Origin of the sequence: Grimontia sp. AD028 (genome assembly GCF_000973155.1) — a bacterium.
GTDB lineage: Bacteria > Pseudomonadota > Gammaproteobacteria > Enterobacterales > Vibrionaceae > Enterovibrio > Enterovibrio indicus.
In genome coordinates, this window is sequence record NZ_LASY01000042.1 from 1 (window position 1) to 17,479 (window position 17,479).

A 17,479-nucleotide genomic window follows, 5' to 3' on the forward strand; every position below is an offset into this window, starting at 1 on the left:
TTATCGAAATTTTCCGCCTTGTTCTCGAGCATTTTTCCTGCGCTACTTCTGATCAGCTACCTACTGTGATTGGTATTACTTTCAATTTTATCAACACATCGGACGTGTGGCTAAGTGAATACTAACATGCTGCCACAAAAATCACACAGTTCTATAACCCATTGATGTTAAGCACCATTATCACTTTTCTCATATTTGATATCAACATATCAGTATATCTAGATATAATGAATGTATGGAATTCTTAACATGATGAATCACATCGTGGAATTTTGGTCAGGGGCAGGAGGCTTCGGTGGATGGAAGGCAGCTTAGCATTAGCGCAAAAGATGTTATTTGGCTTGCCCCATGCGCAACCGGGTGGATTGGTACTGACTTGGTGCCTGTTTGTCACCACTATCGCCCTGTCTGTTCCCCTTTCTTATCTCTTGGTCTGCCTATGCAGCAAGCGCCATTGGTTTCAGGTGGCATCCGGGGCCAGTTTTGCGCTGTTGAGGGCGATTCCACCGCTGGTGATCATTTTTACGATCGACTTTTTTCTTCCACTTGAAACCTTTACCAAAGGCATTCTGGCATTGACGGTGTACTCCATGTCTCATCTGGTTCCCATCTTTGCCAAATACATCCACCTATATCCGGAAAATCTGGATCGGGTGGAAAACGTGCTGAAGTTAGGGCTTTTGGCACGTTATGCCCGACTTCGGGCGCATTGGGTGTTCAAAAAGAGCTTTCCTGCCATGCACACCCACTTCGTTTCACTGTTTAAGGACACCAGTATCGTCATCCTGATCGGGCTGCTTGAACTGAGTGCATTAACCAACTTGCTTGCTAGCCGGGCTTACCGCCTTTCCGATTGGCTGACCATCTTTGCTATTTGCTCTGCCCTGTATTTCTTCAACGTGCAGCTCTTGAACCTTGTCGGTGACAGGTTGCGCCACACTGTTTTCCGGTCAACGCACCGGATGACAAGAAGCATCAACTAAGGAGAGTTTATGTTCCGCAAATTGGGTTTGTTTATTTGTGCTTGGATGACCCTTGTATTTTCCCCAGCCCAGGCAGATGAAAAAGGCTCTGTGATCGACAGGGTGAAAGAACGTGGAGAGCTCGTCGTCGGTATCCGTCAGGATAACCCTCCTCACTCTTTCATCAATGAAGCGGGTGATTGGGTGGGGTTTGATGTCGATATCGCCAGCGCCGTGGCCGATAAGCTTGGCGTGAAAATGAAGCGCATTCCCGTGGATGAAATTACCCGCATCACCTACCTGCAAAACGGCAAAATAGACATGGCTGCAGCATCCATGAGCCATACCTGGAAGCGTGATGATGCTGTGGACTTTTCCCAGACTTACTTTTGGTCAGCCCAAACCTTTCTGGTGAGAAAGGACGGCCCAAAATCGCTGGAAGATCTGGTGGGTAAAAAGGTAGGCATGAACCGTGGTAGTCACTCGATTGGCAACTGGAAGCATTGGCTAGAGAAAAACGGCCACCCGGTCAACGAAGAAGACATCATCGAGTTTGGTAATAAGCAAATCGCCATGAATGCGGTGCTCTCAGGCAAGATTGCCGGCTGGGCGGAAGATGCGGAAGTCTTGGTCAGTTACGCCAAACCTAATCCCGAACTCACTGTATTGACCGGTGAAGCGATCGGGATGAAACAAGACGGTCTCGGGGTGATTGAAAACGACAGCAAGATGCGTGATGCCGTGAACCGCGCGTTGCAGGAAATCGAATCAAGCGGCGAATACCTCACTATCTATAACCGCTGGTTTGGCCCCGACAGCGAAACCCCAATGCCGCTTGAAAACCGCATTGAGGTTTGGCCGCAAGGCTAATGGGAGAAACAGATATGTTTTCACGCCAACCCTCACCAGTGCCCAACCTTTCGCTGCCCGCGTTGGTGCTTCAGGAAGCCAAGGTCAACGTTGGGTCTGGTGAAACATCCGGCTTTTTCGGTGATTGGTTCGGCCAATCATCCAGTCAGGACTCAGTATCGGTGCTTAATGGCGTCAACCTGACTGTGCCTACCGGTGCCTGGTACATGTTGGTTGGGCCAAGCGGTTGCGGTAAATCCACCTTGCTGAGTGTGCTCAACAATCTCACGCCACTCAGCGGCGGACAGGCGCTCAAATTTGGGGTGCCTGTCGATTGCTGGTGCCGCAAATGGGAGTGCTGCCCCGGCACCCGAACAGGCACTGTGTTCCAAACGCCGGCTCTGTTTGACCAGTTAACCGCACTGGAAAACATCTGCATGGGCTTCGAGTGCCGCGAGAAACGCTGCCTTCACGAAAAGCACCAGAAGGCGTTGCTGGTGATGGAAGAACTGGGTATCGCCAAGTTTGCCCATCGCTACCCGCCGGAGCTGTCCGGTGGCCAGCAACAGCGGGTATCCATTGCCCGAGCGCTGGTGGGCGACCCGGATTTATTGCTGATGGACGAACCCTTGTCAGCACTCGACGAAGCCAATGCTCAAAAGGTGAATCAAATCCTGCTGGAACGTCAGCAGGCTGGCACGACAATCTTAATGGCATCCCACCGTTTGGATGGATGTCTGGAAGCATGCACAGCAAGAGTGGACATGAAAGAGGGCGTCGTCACCGCGATTCAAGCCTGTAACCACTTACCCTCGGCGACAGAGAACCAGGATGCTGTTGCTCTCAACCCCTCCATGGCAAGGAATGAAAGTGTATGGAACTGAAATCGAAAGACACCCGGCTGTTCGATGTGCAGCTGACCTACCAATCGGACTACCAGTTTAAAAATGTCGCCAGTGAGCATGGCAATCAGGCGGGCGAGCCTTATTTGAGTGACGAACCTGATCCTGTTGGCAACAACAGCGGCCCTTCAACCCCGGCGCTACTGGGAAGCGCGGTTGGGCATTGCCTGTCAGCTTCTTTGCTGGAGCACATGCGCTTTCATGGCGCCAAAACAGAGCAGGAGTGCATCGTAACCAATGCGCAAATCACGGTTTACAAGGGACCAGAGGGTTACCCGAGGATCAAAGAAATTAATGTGGCGATTAAGGCGAATGATGGAGGCGGCTTAAGCAGTCAGAACCGCGCGTCCATAGAACGGAATTTCAAGAAGCATTGCACCGTCTCTGCTTCTTTGTCGCCGGCTTTCCCTATCAACGTCACTGTTCAGTGGATATGAAGGAGAAAAGACGTGTCAAACTTAATGACAGAAACACAACGTGTTGAAAACCAAGCTTACAAAGACCTGCTTGCCTACGTCGTCACCAACACCATTTCCGGTGAAATCATGGCGGTGAACAACTACACCACCATGGTGCCGCTTATCGAGGATGTGGATGAAAAAATCCACGTGGTGAAGCAGGCGAGAGACGAAGGCGGACACATCAATGCCCTGACCAAACTTGGCCAGCACATCAACTTTCCCACCATGAAAACCATGGTTGAACCGCAATGGAAAGAGATCGGCCGCTTTGTCAAAGACCGAGCGCGTGAGGGCGATTTAACCTCCTGCATTATCGCGCAGGACATCATGGTCGAAACCTTTGCCACCGTGGCGTACACCGCCCTTCAACGCAACACCGATAAGCACACCACCAGCCTCGCTGCCAGTATCTATGCCGAGGAAGTGGCGCACCTTCAACATGGGGTTGACGAGATTCACCGCATGCTCGACAACGATGCTGAAGAAGTGCACCGCGCTTTTGAGCTGGCACACCGGGCCGTGATGCCCGCCATGATGAGCATGGTGAACTACAACTGCTTCAGCCTGTGTGACCAACTCAGCATCAAATGTTCCACCGTTTCTCTGGGTGTGATTGAGCAAGATTTGGATCAGCTGCGGATTGATGCCATTGACACCTACATGGAGAAAATCGATCGCATTGGTTTGGATCCAAACCGTGTCGCGCCTTTGCTCTCTTCACTGGTGGATGATGATTCCTCCAAATGGCAACCAAAAGACAAAGCGGATCTTTCTGGCAACCGCTGCTGTCACTAAGGTGAAAAGCCGGACGATGTGGAAACTTCGTCCGGCCTTAACAAGGAAGGATGCCTATGCGAATTCTAGTGCTCGGGGCAAATGGATATGTCGGCCGTCTTGTTGCGGCATCAGTGCTAATGGAAGCCCATCATGAACTGGTGATTGCTTCGCGGGATCCAGAAACTTTTGAGGAACTGAAGCAGGACATTACAAAGCTGGCCTGCGACACCCTTGAGGCTTCAGGTGAACCTATGCCGCAAATTGACGGTGATGCGACTCTGGGATTCACCACGGTTCAGTTTAATGATGACCTGTTTGATGCCCCGGAACTTGAAGGGGTCGAGATGGTGATCAATTGCATTGGATCGGTGGAATACTTCAATGAAGAAAACCTCAATGCCGTCAATATCACGCTAACGGACTGGATATTGGCGCAGTGCAAAGTAAAGGGCATCGAGAAGCACATCTACATTTCCACCGCGTTTGCACCTGCCGTGAGCAACGGGAAAATTGAAGAGCGGATATATGGGGATGAAGGGGATGACCCGACCTTCTATACCCAAACTAAGCGGAAAGCCGAACAACTGGTTGCCACGTCCGGGCTCGACTATTTGATCGTGCGCCCTTCTGTGGTGATTGGCGACAGTCGCACTGGCCACTATGCTGGAAAACGCTATGGCATTTACCAACTCTGGGATGGCGCCAAGCGATTACTGCCCGGCCATATCGATGTGATGCGTCTTGCCTGCCCGCAGGCGAGAATGAATTTTGTCCATCAGGACGCAGTCATTGCAGTCATGCGTTTCACCCTCAGAAAACCTTGGCGTAGCCGGATCATCAACCTCGCATCCGATTCCTTACACGCCCCAACCATGGAAGCTCTCTGGGCATTGCTTTTCGACGATATAGGCCATCCCGATTCGCTGGAATGGGCACCCACCAATGATGCGCTCGACTATCGCGGCCTGTCGCCTCGCGTGCGGGCGTTCAATGCGTTTTGTCGCACCAATTTAGAGATCGCCAGCCGTAACTGGATGTTTGATCGCCCCAGTATCACGGTCATGAAAGCCGAAGGGCTCGACTTTGCCGAAGCGTTGCTGCCAACAATCCGTATTTGTCAGTCGCACTTTATGGCGTTGTACAACGAGAAAAAAGGACGCGTGTTTAATGAGTAATTACCAGACTAAAACGCAGGGCATGGAGCAGTGGCTCATGCGTTTGGTTTCTTCAGCACTGGCTCGTCCAAAACTGACGTTGCTGCTTGTGCTGGGTGCATTACTGCTGCTGGCGGGTGGATTGGCAAAGCTGGAAGTGAACAACTCAGCGCGGGTTTTTCTCGCCGTCGGATCGCCGGAAAAAATCGCGTTGGATGAGTTGGAAGCCAATTATTCCAAAGATGAAAATGTCATGTTCGTGGTGGTGCCGCCAGAGGGTGAGTCGGCGTCGAGCCCTGAGACTCTGGCGCTGATCAGAAACCTGACGGACGAACTCTGGCTGGCACCCTATGCGCGAAAAGTCACCTCTTTGGTGAATTTTATTGACCCAGTCGCTGATGCCGATGGCGGCGGAATGATTGTTGATGATCTGGTGCTGGCGGGGGACGAAGCCAAACTCGAAACTCAGGAAACATTGGCAAAATTTTTCAGGGAACGGCCTGATGTAAAAGGTAATCTGACGGACAAAAACGGCGAAGTTACCACGGTGTTTCTGACCGTTGCCATGTCCAGTGAAGATCTATTGGCCGTGAAGAAAGTGGCGCTTCATGCCCGCGAGTTGCAGCAAAAATACCTCGACGCTTATCCCGGCTATCAAATCTACCTCACGGGCTTGGTTATGCTTGATTACGCCCTGAATGAAGCCAGCGATGCGGATTCAGGTTCTCTGGTACCCGCGATGATTGTGCTGGTGTTGGTGCTCATCGGCGTTTTGTTTCGCGCCGTTGTGCCTTCGCTTACTGTGTTGATGGTGATCCTACTCAGCATTATCGGTGCGATTGGCGCGGTCGCCTGGATGGGCTTTCAACTGAATACCGCCTCCGGCGCTGCACCGCTGATCATATTGGTACTGGCGGTAGCGAACGTCGTCCATATTATTTCGAAAACCTATCACCTCAGACAAAACATGCCCAACGCCAAACCTCTCAACGTGGTGTTGGGTGCCATGGCCTATAACGTGGTTCCCCTTTCTTTGACCAACCTGACCACATTCGTTGGGTTTATGAGCCTTAACTTCTCTGACGTAGAACCCTTCGGTGAGTTGGGCACCATTGCAGCCTTGGGGGTGTTAACCAGTCTTATCGTGAACCTCACTATCACGCCTTTGGTGTTGAAGTCCTGGTTAGGCCGCAGGAAAAAGCCACTGCCAAAGCTGCCGAAAATCCAGTTTGGGCAACTGGCGGCAAAGGTTATCGGTCATGCGCGTTGGCTTTTGTTTATCTTTTCGACGCTGGCTGTCACCGCGTTGCTGGGGCTACAGCTTATCCAGTTCAACGACAATTTCGTCGAGTATTTTGATAACAGGAACAGCTTCCGTGTGCAGACCGATCTTGTGCAGAATCACTGGGGTGGCATGGGCTTAATTGAGTATTCGTTTGACGCGCCGGAAGGAAAAACGGTCGCTGATCCGGATTATCTCAAACAGCTCGATGCGTTTGCGGATTGGCTGCGAGAGCAACCTCATGTTAATGCCGTGATTGCCCTGCCTGATCATCTTGCCAGACTGCATCAGGCATTTAACAACACGCCTTCCGCCATCATCCCGGACGACCCCTATCTGAGCGCTCAGTTGCTGACAACCTACGAGATCTCTGCGCCCTATGGACACAGCCTGAGCGATCGGGTGACGCCGGATTATGCCTCGTCCCGCTTATCGATCATGACAGACAACCTGTCTTCAGCAGAAACCATTGCCATTGAAAAAGCAGCCAACGAATGGATGCTGGAAAACGCCCCTCTACTCTCGGGAACCGCAGGCACAGGACTGTCGCTGGCATTTGCTTACGTGTCAGAGCGCAACAGCCAGTCGATGCTGATGGGGAATTTGGTGACCATCATTACCATTTCATTCCTGCTTTCTCTGGCATGGCGGTCTTGGAGGATGGGGCTATTCAGCCTGATTCCGAACTTACTGCCTATCTTGATTGTATTTGGTCTTTGGGGGTATTTCGTTGGCGAAATCAATCTGGCGGTGTCCGTGGTTGGTGCCATGGTGATGGGGATCGTGGTGGACGACACCGTATATATCCTGACCAAGTATCAAGAATCGAGGCGAAAAGGCAGCACGGTTGAGCAAGCGGTCACTGATGTGTATTCCGGTGTGGGTTTGGCGCTGCTGGTGACCACGGTCGTTATTGCCCTTGGCTTCGCGGTGATGGCGACATCCAGCTTTGCCATCAACGCTAACTTGGGTTTATTGGCGTTTGGCGTGGTGATCACCGCGTTGCTTTACGATTTCCTTTTTGTTCCCGCGCTGTTGATCACCGCCGATCGAAAGTCGCGACGACACACCGTACAGGAGGTTTGAGATGGTGAAATGTCTACCTTGGATGCTGCTCTTTGTGCTCATGCCATTGTCAGCCAGCGTGATGGCAAATGATGCCGAGAAAGGGCGGGAAATTGCAGAGAAGATGGATCAATCCTACAGCGGATATGGCACGTCCCGCGCCGATGGGGAAATGATCCTCTATTTGGGCAACCGGGAAGTGAAACGATCGTTTCGAAGCTTAACGCTGGAAGATCTCGGTAACATTCCCAGCGAATACAATGTGCTGGTGTTTGAATCGCCCGGAGACATGCGGGGGATTGCGTTGTTAACCCATGCCAAAACGGAACCGGAAGATGATAACCAGTGGCTCTACCTTCCCGCTGCTGCGCGAACCAAGCGCATCTCCAGCTCCAACGTGTCCGGCAAGTTTGTCTCGTCTGAATTTTCGTATGAGGATTTAGCAAAGCAGGAAGTGGATGAATACACCTACAAATGGCTGCGCACGGAATCCTGCCCCGGCAGTGACATGACCTGTGAAGTGATCGAAACCTACCCGAAAAACGAAAATTCTGGGTATACCAAGCGGGTGATCTGGGTGGATACAGACGAATTCAGAGCGCAAAAAGTGGATTTCTATAACCGGCGCGGCGTTCATGAGAAAACCTTATTGCTGACCGATTACACCTTGCCGGACAACGGGCGATGGCGTCCGCTGAATTTGGATATGACCAATGAGTTAAATGGACGAAGAACCGTGATGGTGTGGTCGAATTACCAGTTTGGCGAGCCTTTGGGTAAGAAGGATTTTATGAGTCAGCGTTTGAAGACGCTTTCGCGGTAGCAAGCTGAAACGAAAAAGGCGGTCATCTAGATGCCCGCCTTGGGTTTTTTTCAAGAGCTGATACTAGCGAAACGATTTTTCAGCGTATCGCGCAAGACCGGATGTGACTGAGCCAAAGAAGTCGCCTGCTACGATAGGTACGCCAGGCAAAGTGCTTTCTAACAGCGCGCGCAAAATAGGCGAACGTGCACTGCCGCCAGTCATGAAGATAGCGTCGGGCTTGGTCGCTGATTGCGCTAAGGCATCGTTGACTAGCTCGCTGACTTTGGCCACTGGATTGGCGATGGCTTCAGCTAACTGTTGTGACGTCGCATTCGCGCTCAGAACTTCCTGAACAATCGGCAGATCAATGTGTGCGCTATCGTGCTCAGAGAGACGGATTTTCAGCTCTTCCGCGCAGCGGACAATCTGATAACCCAGTGTCTCGCGGTGAACACGCAGCAAGCGTGCAATTTTCTCTGGCTCACTGGCGTCACGCATCAGTTGCTCCAGCACAGCGCGGTTAGCGGAGGCATAGAAATCAGATTGCGCGACCACATTGTTAATAGCAATTGGGTTCCAGAACTGGGTCACTGGCATGGCAATACCGCGTTGTAGGGTCGAGTCTTTACCAAACATCGGCATCAGTTGTTCGAATGCCAGATGGATGTCGAGGTCGTTACCGCCCACACGGCAGCCTGAGTGTGCCAGCAATGACGCGCGACGATCGTCTTGGTTTCGCCAGCTTGGTCCCATTTCAATCAAGCTGCAGTCGGTCGTACCGCCGCCAATATCGACAACCAGCACGGTGCTGTCTTTTTCCAGCGTGCTTTCGTATTCAAGGCCAGCGGCGACCGGTTCGAACTGAAAAATAATGTCTTTGAAGCCCGCACGTTTTGCTGCACGGGTAAGAATAGATTCAGCCTGCTCGTTGGCTTTATCGCCACCGATACCCTGGAAATTAACAGGACGGCCGATAACGGTCTGCAAGATGTCCTGCTGAGTTTCAGCTTCGGCTTGCTGCTTGATGTTTGCCATCATGGCGCAGACCAGATCTTCAAAGAAGCTGATTTGCACATCACGCAGTCCGGTGGCGCCGAGGAAAGATTTGGGGGATTTAACGTAGTAAACCTCTTCCGGATCCTCGAGGTAAGTATCGAGTGCTGATCGGCCAAAACGGAGATCACCCGGCTCGACATCAATACCTTCTTCGCGGTTAAAACTGACCGCACGACGCAGGAGTTGCTCGCCAACCTGATCGGTGGGTTTGATGTTGAAGTGACGCCAAAGGTATTCACTCACTGCTTCACGGGTAGGCGCGCAGAGGGTGGAAGGAATAAATGGGCTATTGCCTTCAAGGGTTAACAGGCGCGGTGTGCCGTTTTCCATCATGGCAACAGAACAGTTTGCTGTTCCGTAGTCGAAGCCGATAAACATCGGAGATCTCCAGCGTCAAAAAAGCGGGCTAGTTTACGTCAATACATCACGATAGCAAGAGGGACAGATGGGTTTCTGCCTGAGCAATTCATAGCAAATGTTAGCGCTTGCTAATCAATTGATTACATGGATGTCGTGAAGCTTTATAAGTGAAGTTGCATAAACGATACATGATGTGATGAAGATCAAATTAGGCTTTAGACATATCACTTCAAATAAGTGGAAGTGTAATTCCTCGAATCAAAGGAGGACACCATGAAAAGCGCCAAAGAGTTCGCAGCATGGTTGATGGAGCGTTTCGAATCCCATTCGAATGTGTGGTTGACACGAAACGACATTACAGAGCTCACCAGCCGCCAGTCGGTGCGAAGTGAGTTCATTCATGATGTTCACTGTGAATTGATGAACTATGGCCGCGCCCTTATCGCTGATATCAAAAACAACCGGTATTACATGGTTTCCTTAAGCGATACCTATTGGAAAGATGTCGGTGACATCTATGCAGAGCAAACCAACAAAGCAGAGCAAGCTAACAAAACCCCAAATTCAGCCAACACAGTTGAACGCTTCCCCGATGATGCTCAAAACAGCAGGGTGAGGTCTTTGCGCAAATAACTGTCCGTTCTGTTCCACTGCCATTGTTTCTCTTTGATCTTCTATCTTGGGCCTGTGTAAGCAGGCCTCTTTTTTTAGTGACCGCTGAATATGAACCTCTTCAGGTCGTTTAGGTATCTAGGAATCTTGGTGAGATAGTGCGCTGAAATGAGACAAATTGAATAATTTTTAAAAAATTAATCTCTTTTTAAAACAGCTGGATAAGTTGGTTTTTTCTGCTGTGCTGTCAAAGATCAACAACATAGACAACGTACGGAAAAGCAGTCTGATTTGCTTTTCCCACGACTCTGCTAAATTAGAAATACGACGTCATTTTGTACTCACTGCCGCCTTCCATTTTGCAGTCATACGTCGTCAGGGTTAGCAAACAAGAACAGTGCATTCTCGATCTTCCCCGCCTTTATGGAACTGAAAAGGCTGACACCAAAAACGCGCGCCAGCAGTGGCTCTGGCGAACTCTGGAGTCAATAACCGGGCTCTTTTCATAAGAAAAACATGGAGTGACCTATGTTGCCAGCAACAGAGGTAAAAGCAGTCGTTTTTGAATTAGATGGTACCTTGGTGAACACGGCAGCAGATGTCCGCTATGCAGCGGAAGAAATGCTGGCTGATCTTAAACTCCCCAGCCTTAACGTTGAGCATGTGAGCGACTGGTTGGGCGATGGCACAGACAAGCTCATTCACCGTATTCTTTCGCGAAAAATAGATGGCTCAGTGCCAGATCCGGTTTTCCGGCTCGGCAGTGCGCTTTTCCTCAAAGCTTACCAAAGACGGAACCACGCCAGCGCCGCGCTCTATCCCGGTGTTGAAGCGTGCTTGCGTCAGCTGACTAGAAAAAAAGTGCCGATGGTGGTGGTCACCAATCAGGCAACGTCATTGGCTAATGACTTATTGACCCAACTGGGGATCAGAAACCACTTCACGTTGGTGCTGGGTAAAGATGCGTTGCAAGAGCCGAAACCCTCGCCTGATGGTCTGCTGGAAGCGGCATTACTCTTACACATCAACCCTGATCAACTAGTGATGGTGGGAGGCAGTGTTAACGATGTTAACGCGGCAAGGGCAGCAGGCTGCGGGGCGGTTTGTGTCAGCTATGGCTACAACTATGGCGTGGATATCCGCTATGCCGCGCCGGATGCTGTGCTGGATACCTTGGCAGATTTCCCAACCTACTTAGAGGACGAGCAGCCAAGGGCAAGAAAACCACGGGCACGACGAAAAACGTCAACCCAATCTGCACGAGAAAGGCGCTGAAAAGCGCCTTTCTTTTTGTGTGGTGACCTCACTATTGCGGCGACACTTCTTCAGTTTTCCTCGCCTGCTTTCTGGTCAAGAACATCAGGGTGAGCAGCACGGCAACCAGTAATCCGCTTCCCATCAACAAGGCATAGTCCTCAAGACGCAGGATGGAATAAAGCAGGATGTAGAGGCCAAGCAACATAGAGAACATCAGCAATCCAGCACGTCGACTTCCAGTCGCGCTGCCGACATATGCGGGGATGCTGAGTATGGGCATAATGGCTGCCGCAACATACGCCATCGTGAACCCCAAGTGTTCAGAAAGTGCCAGCAACACCAGATAGAACAGGGTCATTGCCGCGCCCACCATCACGTATTGCAGCATTGAAAGGCTGTGACCCTGACTGAGCTCGAACATCAGCAGCACTATAAACGTCAGCGCGACAAACAGCAGACCATATTTGAGGGAGCGTTCGACTTTTCCATAATGGGTCACAGGCTCAAAAAGCTGGGTGTGGGCTTGTGCTTCGACCAGATTTGCGCCGCGTGTTTCCTTAAAAATTTGCGGGTAGTTGCGGCTGAGATGACTGATTTCCCAGGTCGCTGAAAAGCCTGAATCTGAGATGTTTCTTTCTGTGGGTAACATGCCGCTGAAGCTTGGGTGTGGCCAATCTGTTGTGAGATTGAAGGTGGAAGTTTCGCCCAGAGGCAAAAAGCCGATCCCCTGCGATCCGCGCAGGCGGATTTTAAAATCCAGTGTGAAAGGAGCGGGGTTGTCAGCCAGAGCCACCGGGCGGTGAAAGCCGCGTCGAAGTGCCTCTGTGGTCACGCCAGTGCCAGACGTCAGGTTGGCTTGAGGTTCCAACCCTTCACCTGTCACTTCAAACAGATCAACGCCATCAATCGCTTTATTTGCTGAAAGGCCGAACACCAGACGCGCCGAATTAAAATAGATGTGTTCTACGTTGTTGATGGTAGGAAGCTCGAAATCGAACTTGGCCTGACCTTCAATCGTGCTTTGGTAAACAAGGGAGTGGTAAATGCCACGGTCGCGGAAATCGTGGTTGAGCTGGGCGTTGATATCGAGGGTTTTGGGGAGGATGATCAACTCATCCTGCATCACGGTTCGTCGCTCTTTTCGTTCACCGTCATCGTTGGTTTCTTCGGTGATCACTACATAGCTGTAGGGCAATGCTAACACTGGGCCTGCCAGTAATTGTTCGCTGCCCCAAGACTCGCCAATCTCATTGACCACGTCTCGATAAAGGCTTTCCCTTTCCCACGCCATATCCTGCACCAAGGTCAGTGGCGCGATTATCAATACACAAAGAATGGCAGCGAGGACGCCTTTGAGAAACAGCGAACTTTTGGCTTTGATAACGGGGCTTTCAATATTGCCTCCAAAGCGGCTTATTCCGCTTTTGATCAGCGCGAAAGCGCCAAAGCCGAATACGGCGAGAATAACGAGGATGACTATCCCTGCGAAGAATTCAATCATGATGCTTCCTTGGTAATGAGTGAGGTATCCATGGATTTAGTGAATGCCATTAAACCAAAGGAAGTCACTCACAGGAGGGCAGACTGATGATCATTTGTGGCGGAAAAAGGGCAATGTTTGGGAAGGGAGATTCAACGCATGACTTTCCGCCATGGGTGTTAAATACAAACTCTCTTTCTGTCTCAATGTTGGGTCGATTTAGAGGCGTCCATTTATCGTAAAGTGCAATAAGTTGCTTAGCCTGCCATGTGTAGGTGAAAGGAAGTCTTGGACGAAGCGGTAAGGACACGGATGTATGCAAAAGTACTCATTTTTCGCTCTCACCATGTTACTGGCAGGATGCGGTGGCGGAGGTGGTGGGGGAGATAATCCCACACCGAATCAGGTGAAAGATTCTTCGGATTTTCCCGCTGAACAGATAAGGGTCAACGTCAGTTTTAATGCGCTGGGCGACGGTACGGCAAAAGTGAATGCCTATGTCCATACATCGACGGGAGAAAGCTTTATTCCACTCGGCGCAGGAGACAGTGTTTTACTAACAGCAAACGATGAAACGCAAAGTCTAAAATTAACAAAAGATGAAATTATCGAGGGCTCTGGGTCGTTCGGTGGAGAATATTATTCGTTAGTGTCTCGGGATAATTATCCTGAATACACACTCACCTTTGTCCGTGAACAAGGCTCTTATTCAAATGCTTTCACTTTTAGTCAAAATGATATTCCGACGCCCTTTGTTTTACAGGAAACGCTTTCTAATGAAGTTATTGACTTGAGATGGTCTCCAGAGGCTGACCACTCATATACTTTGCTGGGTCCAACGTTTTTCTGTTATAGCGGAAATACGGTAGAGGTCAAAGGTGGTCATCCGTCTGAGGGAGATCTAAATGGCGTCTACAACAAGAGCCTGAGCGAGATTTTCAATCTAAATCAGAGCCAGTTAGTTGCTGGGAAAAGTGGATGCTACATCGAAGCAGAGGTGCTTGGTTTTAAGGTAAACCTCAATAATGCGTCTGAGAATATATTGGTTGATGTTTCCCAGCGGCGGAATATCCGTTTTGATCTGAACTAGCGCTAAACGGAAGGAGAGGCAACTAGCCTCTCCTCTCGTTTGCGATTATTCATCCCTCAACAGCGCTTTGGCAAGCAGGGAAACCGCTGCTGACAACAAAACGATATCTTTCAGCAGGAATTGTCCTGGCACCACGGAGATAGCAGGGAAACCACCCAAGCTTGCTTCAGCGATCGGCGCGGTGAACAAGAAGCTGGTGGTTACCGCGAATGTTACGGTCGCACCCACTGCACCCACAATGGCAATAGTGCGATTTAATGGCGCCAGCAGCAGAGCAACAGCTGTAGCGATTTCAACCGTACCAATCAGGTTAGAAGCACCTTGCAGGCTAAATACACTGTACAACCAGCTTGTAAGTGGGCTTGATGCAACAAGACCTTGAATCGCGCCCGCTTCATAGCCGGTAAACTTCATAGCACCAATCCATGCCAGCACGATAACGATAGAAAATCGCACTGCGTTGTCGGCAATATGATTGAGTGAATGAACCCAATCTGCGCGTTGGTTGTTGATTCGGCCGTGTACATTGTTAATCGTTGTCATGATGCTTCTCCTTAAACTTTTGTGTCGTCGTATTTGGTTGGATTAAACCGCGTTGGTTTGGCTTTCCAGAATTTTTTCGAATTGCCCGTTTCTGATGGCTCGTTGTAAGTCGTCATTGCCGCCGACATGCACGTCTCCGACAAAAACCTGTGGCACTGTGCGGCGTTGGCTGCGCGTTTTCATTTCGTCAAACAGCGCAGCATCATCACTGACTTCAATTTCCAGAAAATCGAGTCCTCTGAGTCTCAGTGCCTTTTTCGCTGCTCGGCAGTGTGGGCAATAGCTCTTGGTGTAAATTTCAATCTTCGGCATGATTCTGCTCCGTTGTGTTTGTGTATGGCTTTACTTTAGGTGTTGCGGTCGGGACTATCTATGCATAATAATCTTGATTAAATACATCGATCGTATAGTCGGGCTATCAATGGAAGTGATGAGCGATATTCTCCGCGCCATTCGGGTGGTAGGCAGTGTGTATTTCTGCAGTCAGGTAGAAGCACCGTGGACGAAAACCTTTCAGGATTTGGATTGCGCCAGCTTCCACATGATTCGTCGTGGTGCTTGCTGGGCGAACATTGATGGGCAGATTGAAAAGCTGGAAGCGGGGGATCTTATCTTCCTCGGCCCGGGCCAAAATCACGAACTGTCTAGCCTGTCTCCTGTTAACGGAAAGCCAGATTTGAATGACACCACCTTGCTGCTGTGCGGGTCTTTTAGTTTTTCGCGTGCGGCAACAACACCTTTGATGGATGTGTTCCCCCGCATGACAATTGTGCGTGACAAAGACTTTGCCAATCACCCTTGGCTGCGCAGCACTTTTGATCAGCTAAGCGCCGAATATATGTCGCAAGGGCCGGGTTCTGAACTTATCGTCAATAAGCTCACGGAGATCATTCTGGTTGAACTTATCCGCATTAACTTTGGGCGCGAGCAATCCAGCCCGTTTCTGGATGCGTTGAACGACAAGCGGATTTCCAGAGCGCTGCAGCTTCTTCACGATAACCCTGAGCTCAGCTGGACATTGGAATCCGTCGCCAGCCAAATCGGCATGTCCCGCGCAGCATTTGCCAACCGCTTTTCCTCGTTAGTCGGTCAACCTATGTTTGGCTATCTCACCAACCTACGTATGCAAAAAGCGCAGGAGTTACTGCGCGAATCTCTGTTGCCAATCTACGAGGTTGCCGAACAAGTGGGGTACGAATCGGAACGTGCTTTTACACTCACCTTTAAAAAGCATTCGGGAACCACGCCTAAGCGGTTTCGGGCCCAATAGCCCCCGGTTCAATAGTGCGCAGCTCAATTGTCACCATGACAATTTTTTCATTGAATTCAAAGAAGTGGAGCATTGTTCTCAGCCGTACATGCAAGAGAATGGTCGTAGATAAGAGGGTAAACCTTTGTAGAATGTCAGCGATAGGAATTAGGAGGCTCAAATGACGATGAAAGAATACGCAGAGAAAAGCGTGCTTTGCTGGTTGGCGACCGTTGACAAAGATTTAATGCCGAATGTTTCCCCCAAAGAGCTTTTTACCGCGCTTGATGATGACACGCTACTGATTGCCAACGTCGCTTCCCCCATCAGTGAAAAGAATATTCTGTCGAACAATAAGGTGTGTGTTTCCTTTGTGGAGATCTTTGAGCAACGAGGTTTCAAAGTGAAGGGAATCGCCCGGGTGATTGTACCTGAAAGCACAGAATGGACGGTCTATTTAGCAGCACTTCGTAAGCTGGCAGATGAACGCTACCCTATTAAAAATATCTTTGAAGTGAAGATAACATCCAGCGCCAGAATCCTTGCTCCAAGCTATTTCCTATTTTCAGAAACAACGCCAGAAAGTCAGATTGAGAGCGCGCTTAAAACCTATAAGGTTCGCCGCTAAAGCTCCGTCTTTTCGAACCGTCCCTGAATCGTTTCTTCAACGAAATACCGTCCTTCTGGGCTTAACGCCCATACTGATGGGTACACGCAACAATCGCGTCTATTCAGAGAAATATCAGGGAAAAAATCCGCAAGAGCCTGACATCTAAGGTCTTTCTGAAAGTGTGAACATAAAATCGGCACAAAGCGCTAGGAAATTAGGCATAAAGTGGTAAAAATAACAGCTTGATGATAGATGTCTTTCATTGTTGATCTTATTGCAAAAAGCCGCATAAAAAATATGTGTTATCAGTGAGTTAAATTTATGACAGGAAAGGCCTGATATGCTCACTGGCGTCACATATTGGCTCAAGTAATGTTAGAGTTCTGTCAATTTGGATGCGTGATGTGAACTTATCTGATAATTAACATATTCGTAATTTGCTAATTTATTGGATGCTTAAATGACGACCTACTCAAAAGACCAGACTGCGATAGAAAACCTCACCGAGGAACAATATCGCGTCACACAAGAAAACGGCACGGAGCGCCCGTTTACAGGGGAGTACAATCGCCATTTTGAATCAGGCATTTATGTAGATATTGTGTCTGGTGAGCCTTTATTTTCGTCCTCAGCAAAGTTTAGTTCTGGCTGTGGATGGCCTTCTTTCTCCAAACCCATCGTCAAAGATAACGTCACAGAACATTTCGATACCAGTCACGGAATGCGGCGTGTAGAAGTGCGTTCGAAGCATGGTGACAGCCATCTAGGCCATGTTTTTACGGACGGTCCTAAAGATAAGGGTGGCTTACGTTACTGCATTAATTCCGCTTCCCTGCGTTTCATTCCAAAATCAGAAATGGAAGCTGAAGGCTACGGAGATTACTTAGACCAAGTCGAGTAACACCCCCTCCTAAATCGGTGTGGATTATCCTGACTATCGTTGGTTTTTGCGGGTCTCTCGGTAT

The 17,479-nt window shown here is 49.8% G+C and carries 18 protein-coding genes; 14 read left to right on the plus strand and 4 right to left on the minus strand.

All coding sequences use genetic code 11. The annotated features are described in order from the left end of the window. Nucleotides 1-299 precede the first annotated feature (299 nt). Genes RN22_RS10075 through RN22_RS10110 form a run of 8 tightly spaced genes read left to right on the plus strand, consistent with a single transcriptional unit; the run spans nucleotide 300 to nucleotide 8,275 of the window. Nucleotides 300-983: a hypothetical protein gene (locus RN22_RS10075; protein WP_002538116.1), complete on the plus strand. Its 684-nt coding sequence runs from the start codon at nucleotides 300-302 to the stop codon at nucleotides 981-983. Nucleotides 984-992: 9 nt separating this feature from the next. Further along, nucleotides 993-1,832 (plus strand): transporter substrate-binding domain-containing protein, encoded by an 840-nt coding sequence (locus RN22_RS10080; protein ID WP_046304165.1) that lies wholly within the window; start codon nucleotides 993-995, stop codon nucleotides 1,830-1,832. A gap of 14 nt (nucleotides 1,833-1,846) precedes the next feature. Further along, on the plus strand, nucleotides 1,847-2,695 hold the full coding sequence (locus tag RN22_RS10085; RefSeq protein WP_002538118.1) for an ATP-binding cassette domain-containing protein: 849 nt from the start codon (nucleotides 1,847-1,849) through the stop codon (nucleotides 2,693-2,695). Then, nucleotides 2,686-3,150, plus strand: coding sequence for an OsmC family protein (locus tag RN22_RS10090; protein ID WP_046304166.1), 465 nt, complete (start codon nucleotides 2,686-2,688; stop codon nucleotides 3,148-3,150). The genes RN22_RS10085 and RN22_RS10090 overlap by 10 nt, the downstream gene beginning before the upstream one ends. Nucleotides 3,151-3,162: 12 nt before the next feature. Then, the gene (locus RN22_RS10095) at nucleotides 3,163-3,969 is read left to right on the plus strand and encodes a ferritin-like domain-containing protein (protein WP_002538120.1); all 807 of its coding nucleotides are present in this window, start codon (nucleotides 3,163-3,165) and stop codon (nucleotides 3,967-3,969) included. A gap of 56 nt (nucleotides 3,970-4,025) precedes the next feature. Then, entirely contained in the window at nucleotides 4,026-5,126 is a 1,101-nt protein-coding gene (locus RN22_RS10100) for an NAD(P)-dependent oxidoreductase (RefSeq protein ID WP_046304167.1), read from the plus strand. Further along, a complete protein-coding gene (locus RN22_RS10105; RefSeq protein WP_046304168.1) occupies nucleotides 5,119-7,473 on the plus strand; it encodes an RND family transporter in 2,355 nt (784 codons plus the stop codon). The genes RN22_RS10100 and RN22_RS10105 overlap by 8 nt, the downstream gene beginning before the upstream one ends. 1 nt (nucleotide 7,474) lies before the next feature. Continuing rightward, nucleotides 7,475-8,275 carry an outer membrane lipoprotein-sorting protein gene (locus RN22_RS10110; protein ID WP_231590881.1) on the plus strand — a complete coding sequence of 267 codons (801 nt, stop codon included), beginning with the start codon at nucleotides 7,475-7,477 and terminating at the stop codon, nucleotides 8,273-8,275. A gap of 63 nt (nucleotides 8,276-8,338) precedes the next feature. Here the strand turns inward: RN22_RS10110 and yegD are convergent, their stop codons facing one another. Further along, the gene (gene yegD, locus RN22_RS10115; protein WP_046304169.1) at nucleotides 8,339-9,691 is read right to left on the minus strand and encodes a molecular chaperone; all 1,353 of its coding nucleotides are present in this window, start codon (nucleotides 9,689-9,691) and stop codon (nucleotides 8,339-8,341) included. 255 nt (nucleotides 9,692-9,946) lie between these two features. Here yegD and RN22_RS10120 point away from each other — a divergent pair, with 255 nt between their 5' ends. Together RN22_RS10120 and RN22_RS10125 are read left to right on the plus strand one after the other, a co-directional pair. Next, the gene (locus tag RN22_RS10120; RefSeq protein ID WP_046304170.1) at nucleotides 9,947-10,306 is read left to right on the plus strand and encodes a hypothetical protein; all 360 of its coding nucleotides are present in this window, start codon (nucleotides 9,947-9,949) and stop codon (nucleotides 10,304-10,306) included. Nucleotides 10,307-10,813: 507 nt separating this feature from the next. After that, on the plus strand, nucleotides 10,814-11,560 hold the full coding sequence (locus RN22_RS10125; protein WP_046304171.1) for a phosphoglycolate phosphatase: 747 nt from the start codon (nucleotides 10,814-10,816) through the stop codon (nucleotides 11,558-11,560). Between the two features lie 31 nt (nucleotides 11,561-11,591). Here the strand turns inward: RN22_RS10125 and creD are convergent, their stop codons facing one another. Beyond that, nucleotides 11,592-13,043, minus strand: coding sequence for a cell envelope integrity protein CreD (gene creD, locus RN22_RS10130; RefSeq protein WP_046304172.1), 1,452 nt, complete (start codon nucleotides 13,041-13,043; stop codon nucleotides 11,592-11,594). A 295-nt stretch (nucleotides 13,044-13,338) separates the two neighbouring features. On the opposite strand from creD, the gene RN22_RS10135 reads away from it, so the two are divergent. Beyond that, the gene (locus RN22_RS10135) at nucleotides 13,339-14,112 is read left to right on the plus strand and encodes a hypothetical protein (RefSeq protein WP_046304173.1); all 774 of its coding nucleotides are present in this window, start codon (nucleotides 13,339-13,341) and stop codon (nucleotides 14,110-14,112) included. Nucleotides 14,113-14,157: 45 nt separating this feature from the next. Here RN22_RS10135 and RN22_RS10140 read toward each other — a convergent pair whose 3' ends face one another. Then, nucleotides 14,158-14,655: a YkgB family protein gene (locus RN22_RS10140; RefSeq protein WP_046304174.1), complete on the minus strand. Its 498-nt coding sequence runs from the start codon at nucleotides 14,653-14,655 to the stop codon at nucleotides 14,158-14,160. Nucleotides 14,656-14,697: 42 nt separating this feature from the next. Beyond that, the gene (gene grxC / locus RN22_RS10145) at nucleotides 14,698-14,967 is read right to left on the minus strand and encodes a glutaredoxin 3 (protein ID WP_046304175.1); all 270 of its coding nucleotides are present in this window, start codon (nucleotides 14,965-14,967) and stop codon (nucleotides 14,698-14,700) included. Between the two features lie 109 nt (nucleotides 14,968-15,076). On the opposite strand from grxC, the gene RN22_RS10150 reads away from it, so the two are divergent. The 3 genes from RN22_RS10150 to msrB all read left to right on the plus strand — a co-directional run bounded on the left by RN22_RS10150 (nucleotide 15,077) and on the right by msrB (nucleotide 17,415). Next, the gene (locus RN22_RS10150; protein WP_046304176.1) at nucleotides 15,077-15,925 is read left to right on the plus strand and encodes an AraC family transcriptional regulator; all 849 of its coding nucleotides are present in this window, start codon (nucleotides 15,077-15,079) and stop codon (nucleotides 15,923-15,925) included. 160 nt (nucleotides 15,926-16,085) lie between these two features. Further along, nucleotides 16,086-16,532: a pyridoxamine 5'-phosphate oxidase family protein gene (locus tag RN22_RS10155; RefSeq protein WP_046304177.1), complete on the plus strand. Its 447-nt coding sequence runs from the start codon at nucleotides 16,086-16,088 to the stop codon at nucleotides 16,530-16,532. A 442-nt stretch (nucleotides 16,533-16,974) separates the two neighbouring features. Continuing rightward, on the plus strand, nucleotides 16,975-17,415 hold the full coding sequence (gene msrB / locus RN22_RS10160) for a peptide-methionine (R)-S-oxide reductase MsrB (RefSeq protein ID WP_046304178.1): 441 nt from the start codon (nucleotides 16,975-16,977) through the stop codon (nucleotides 17,413-17,415). The last annotated feature ends 64 nt before the right edge of the window (nucleotides 17,416-17,479 follow it).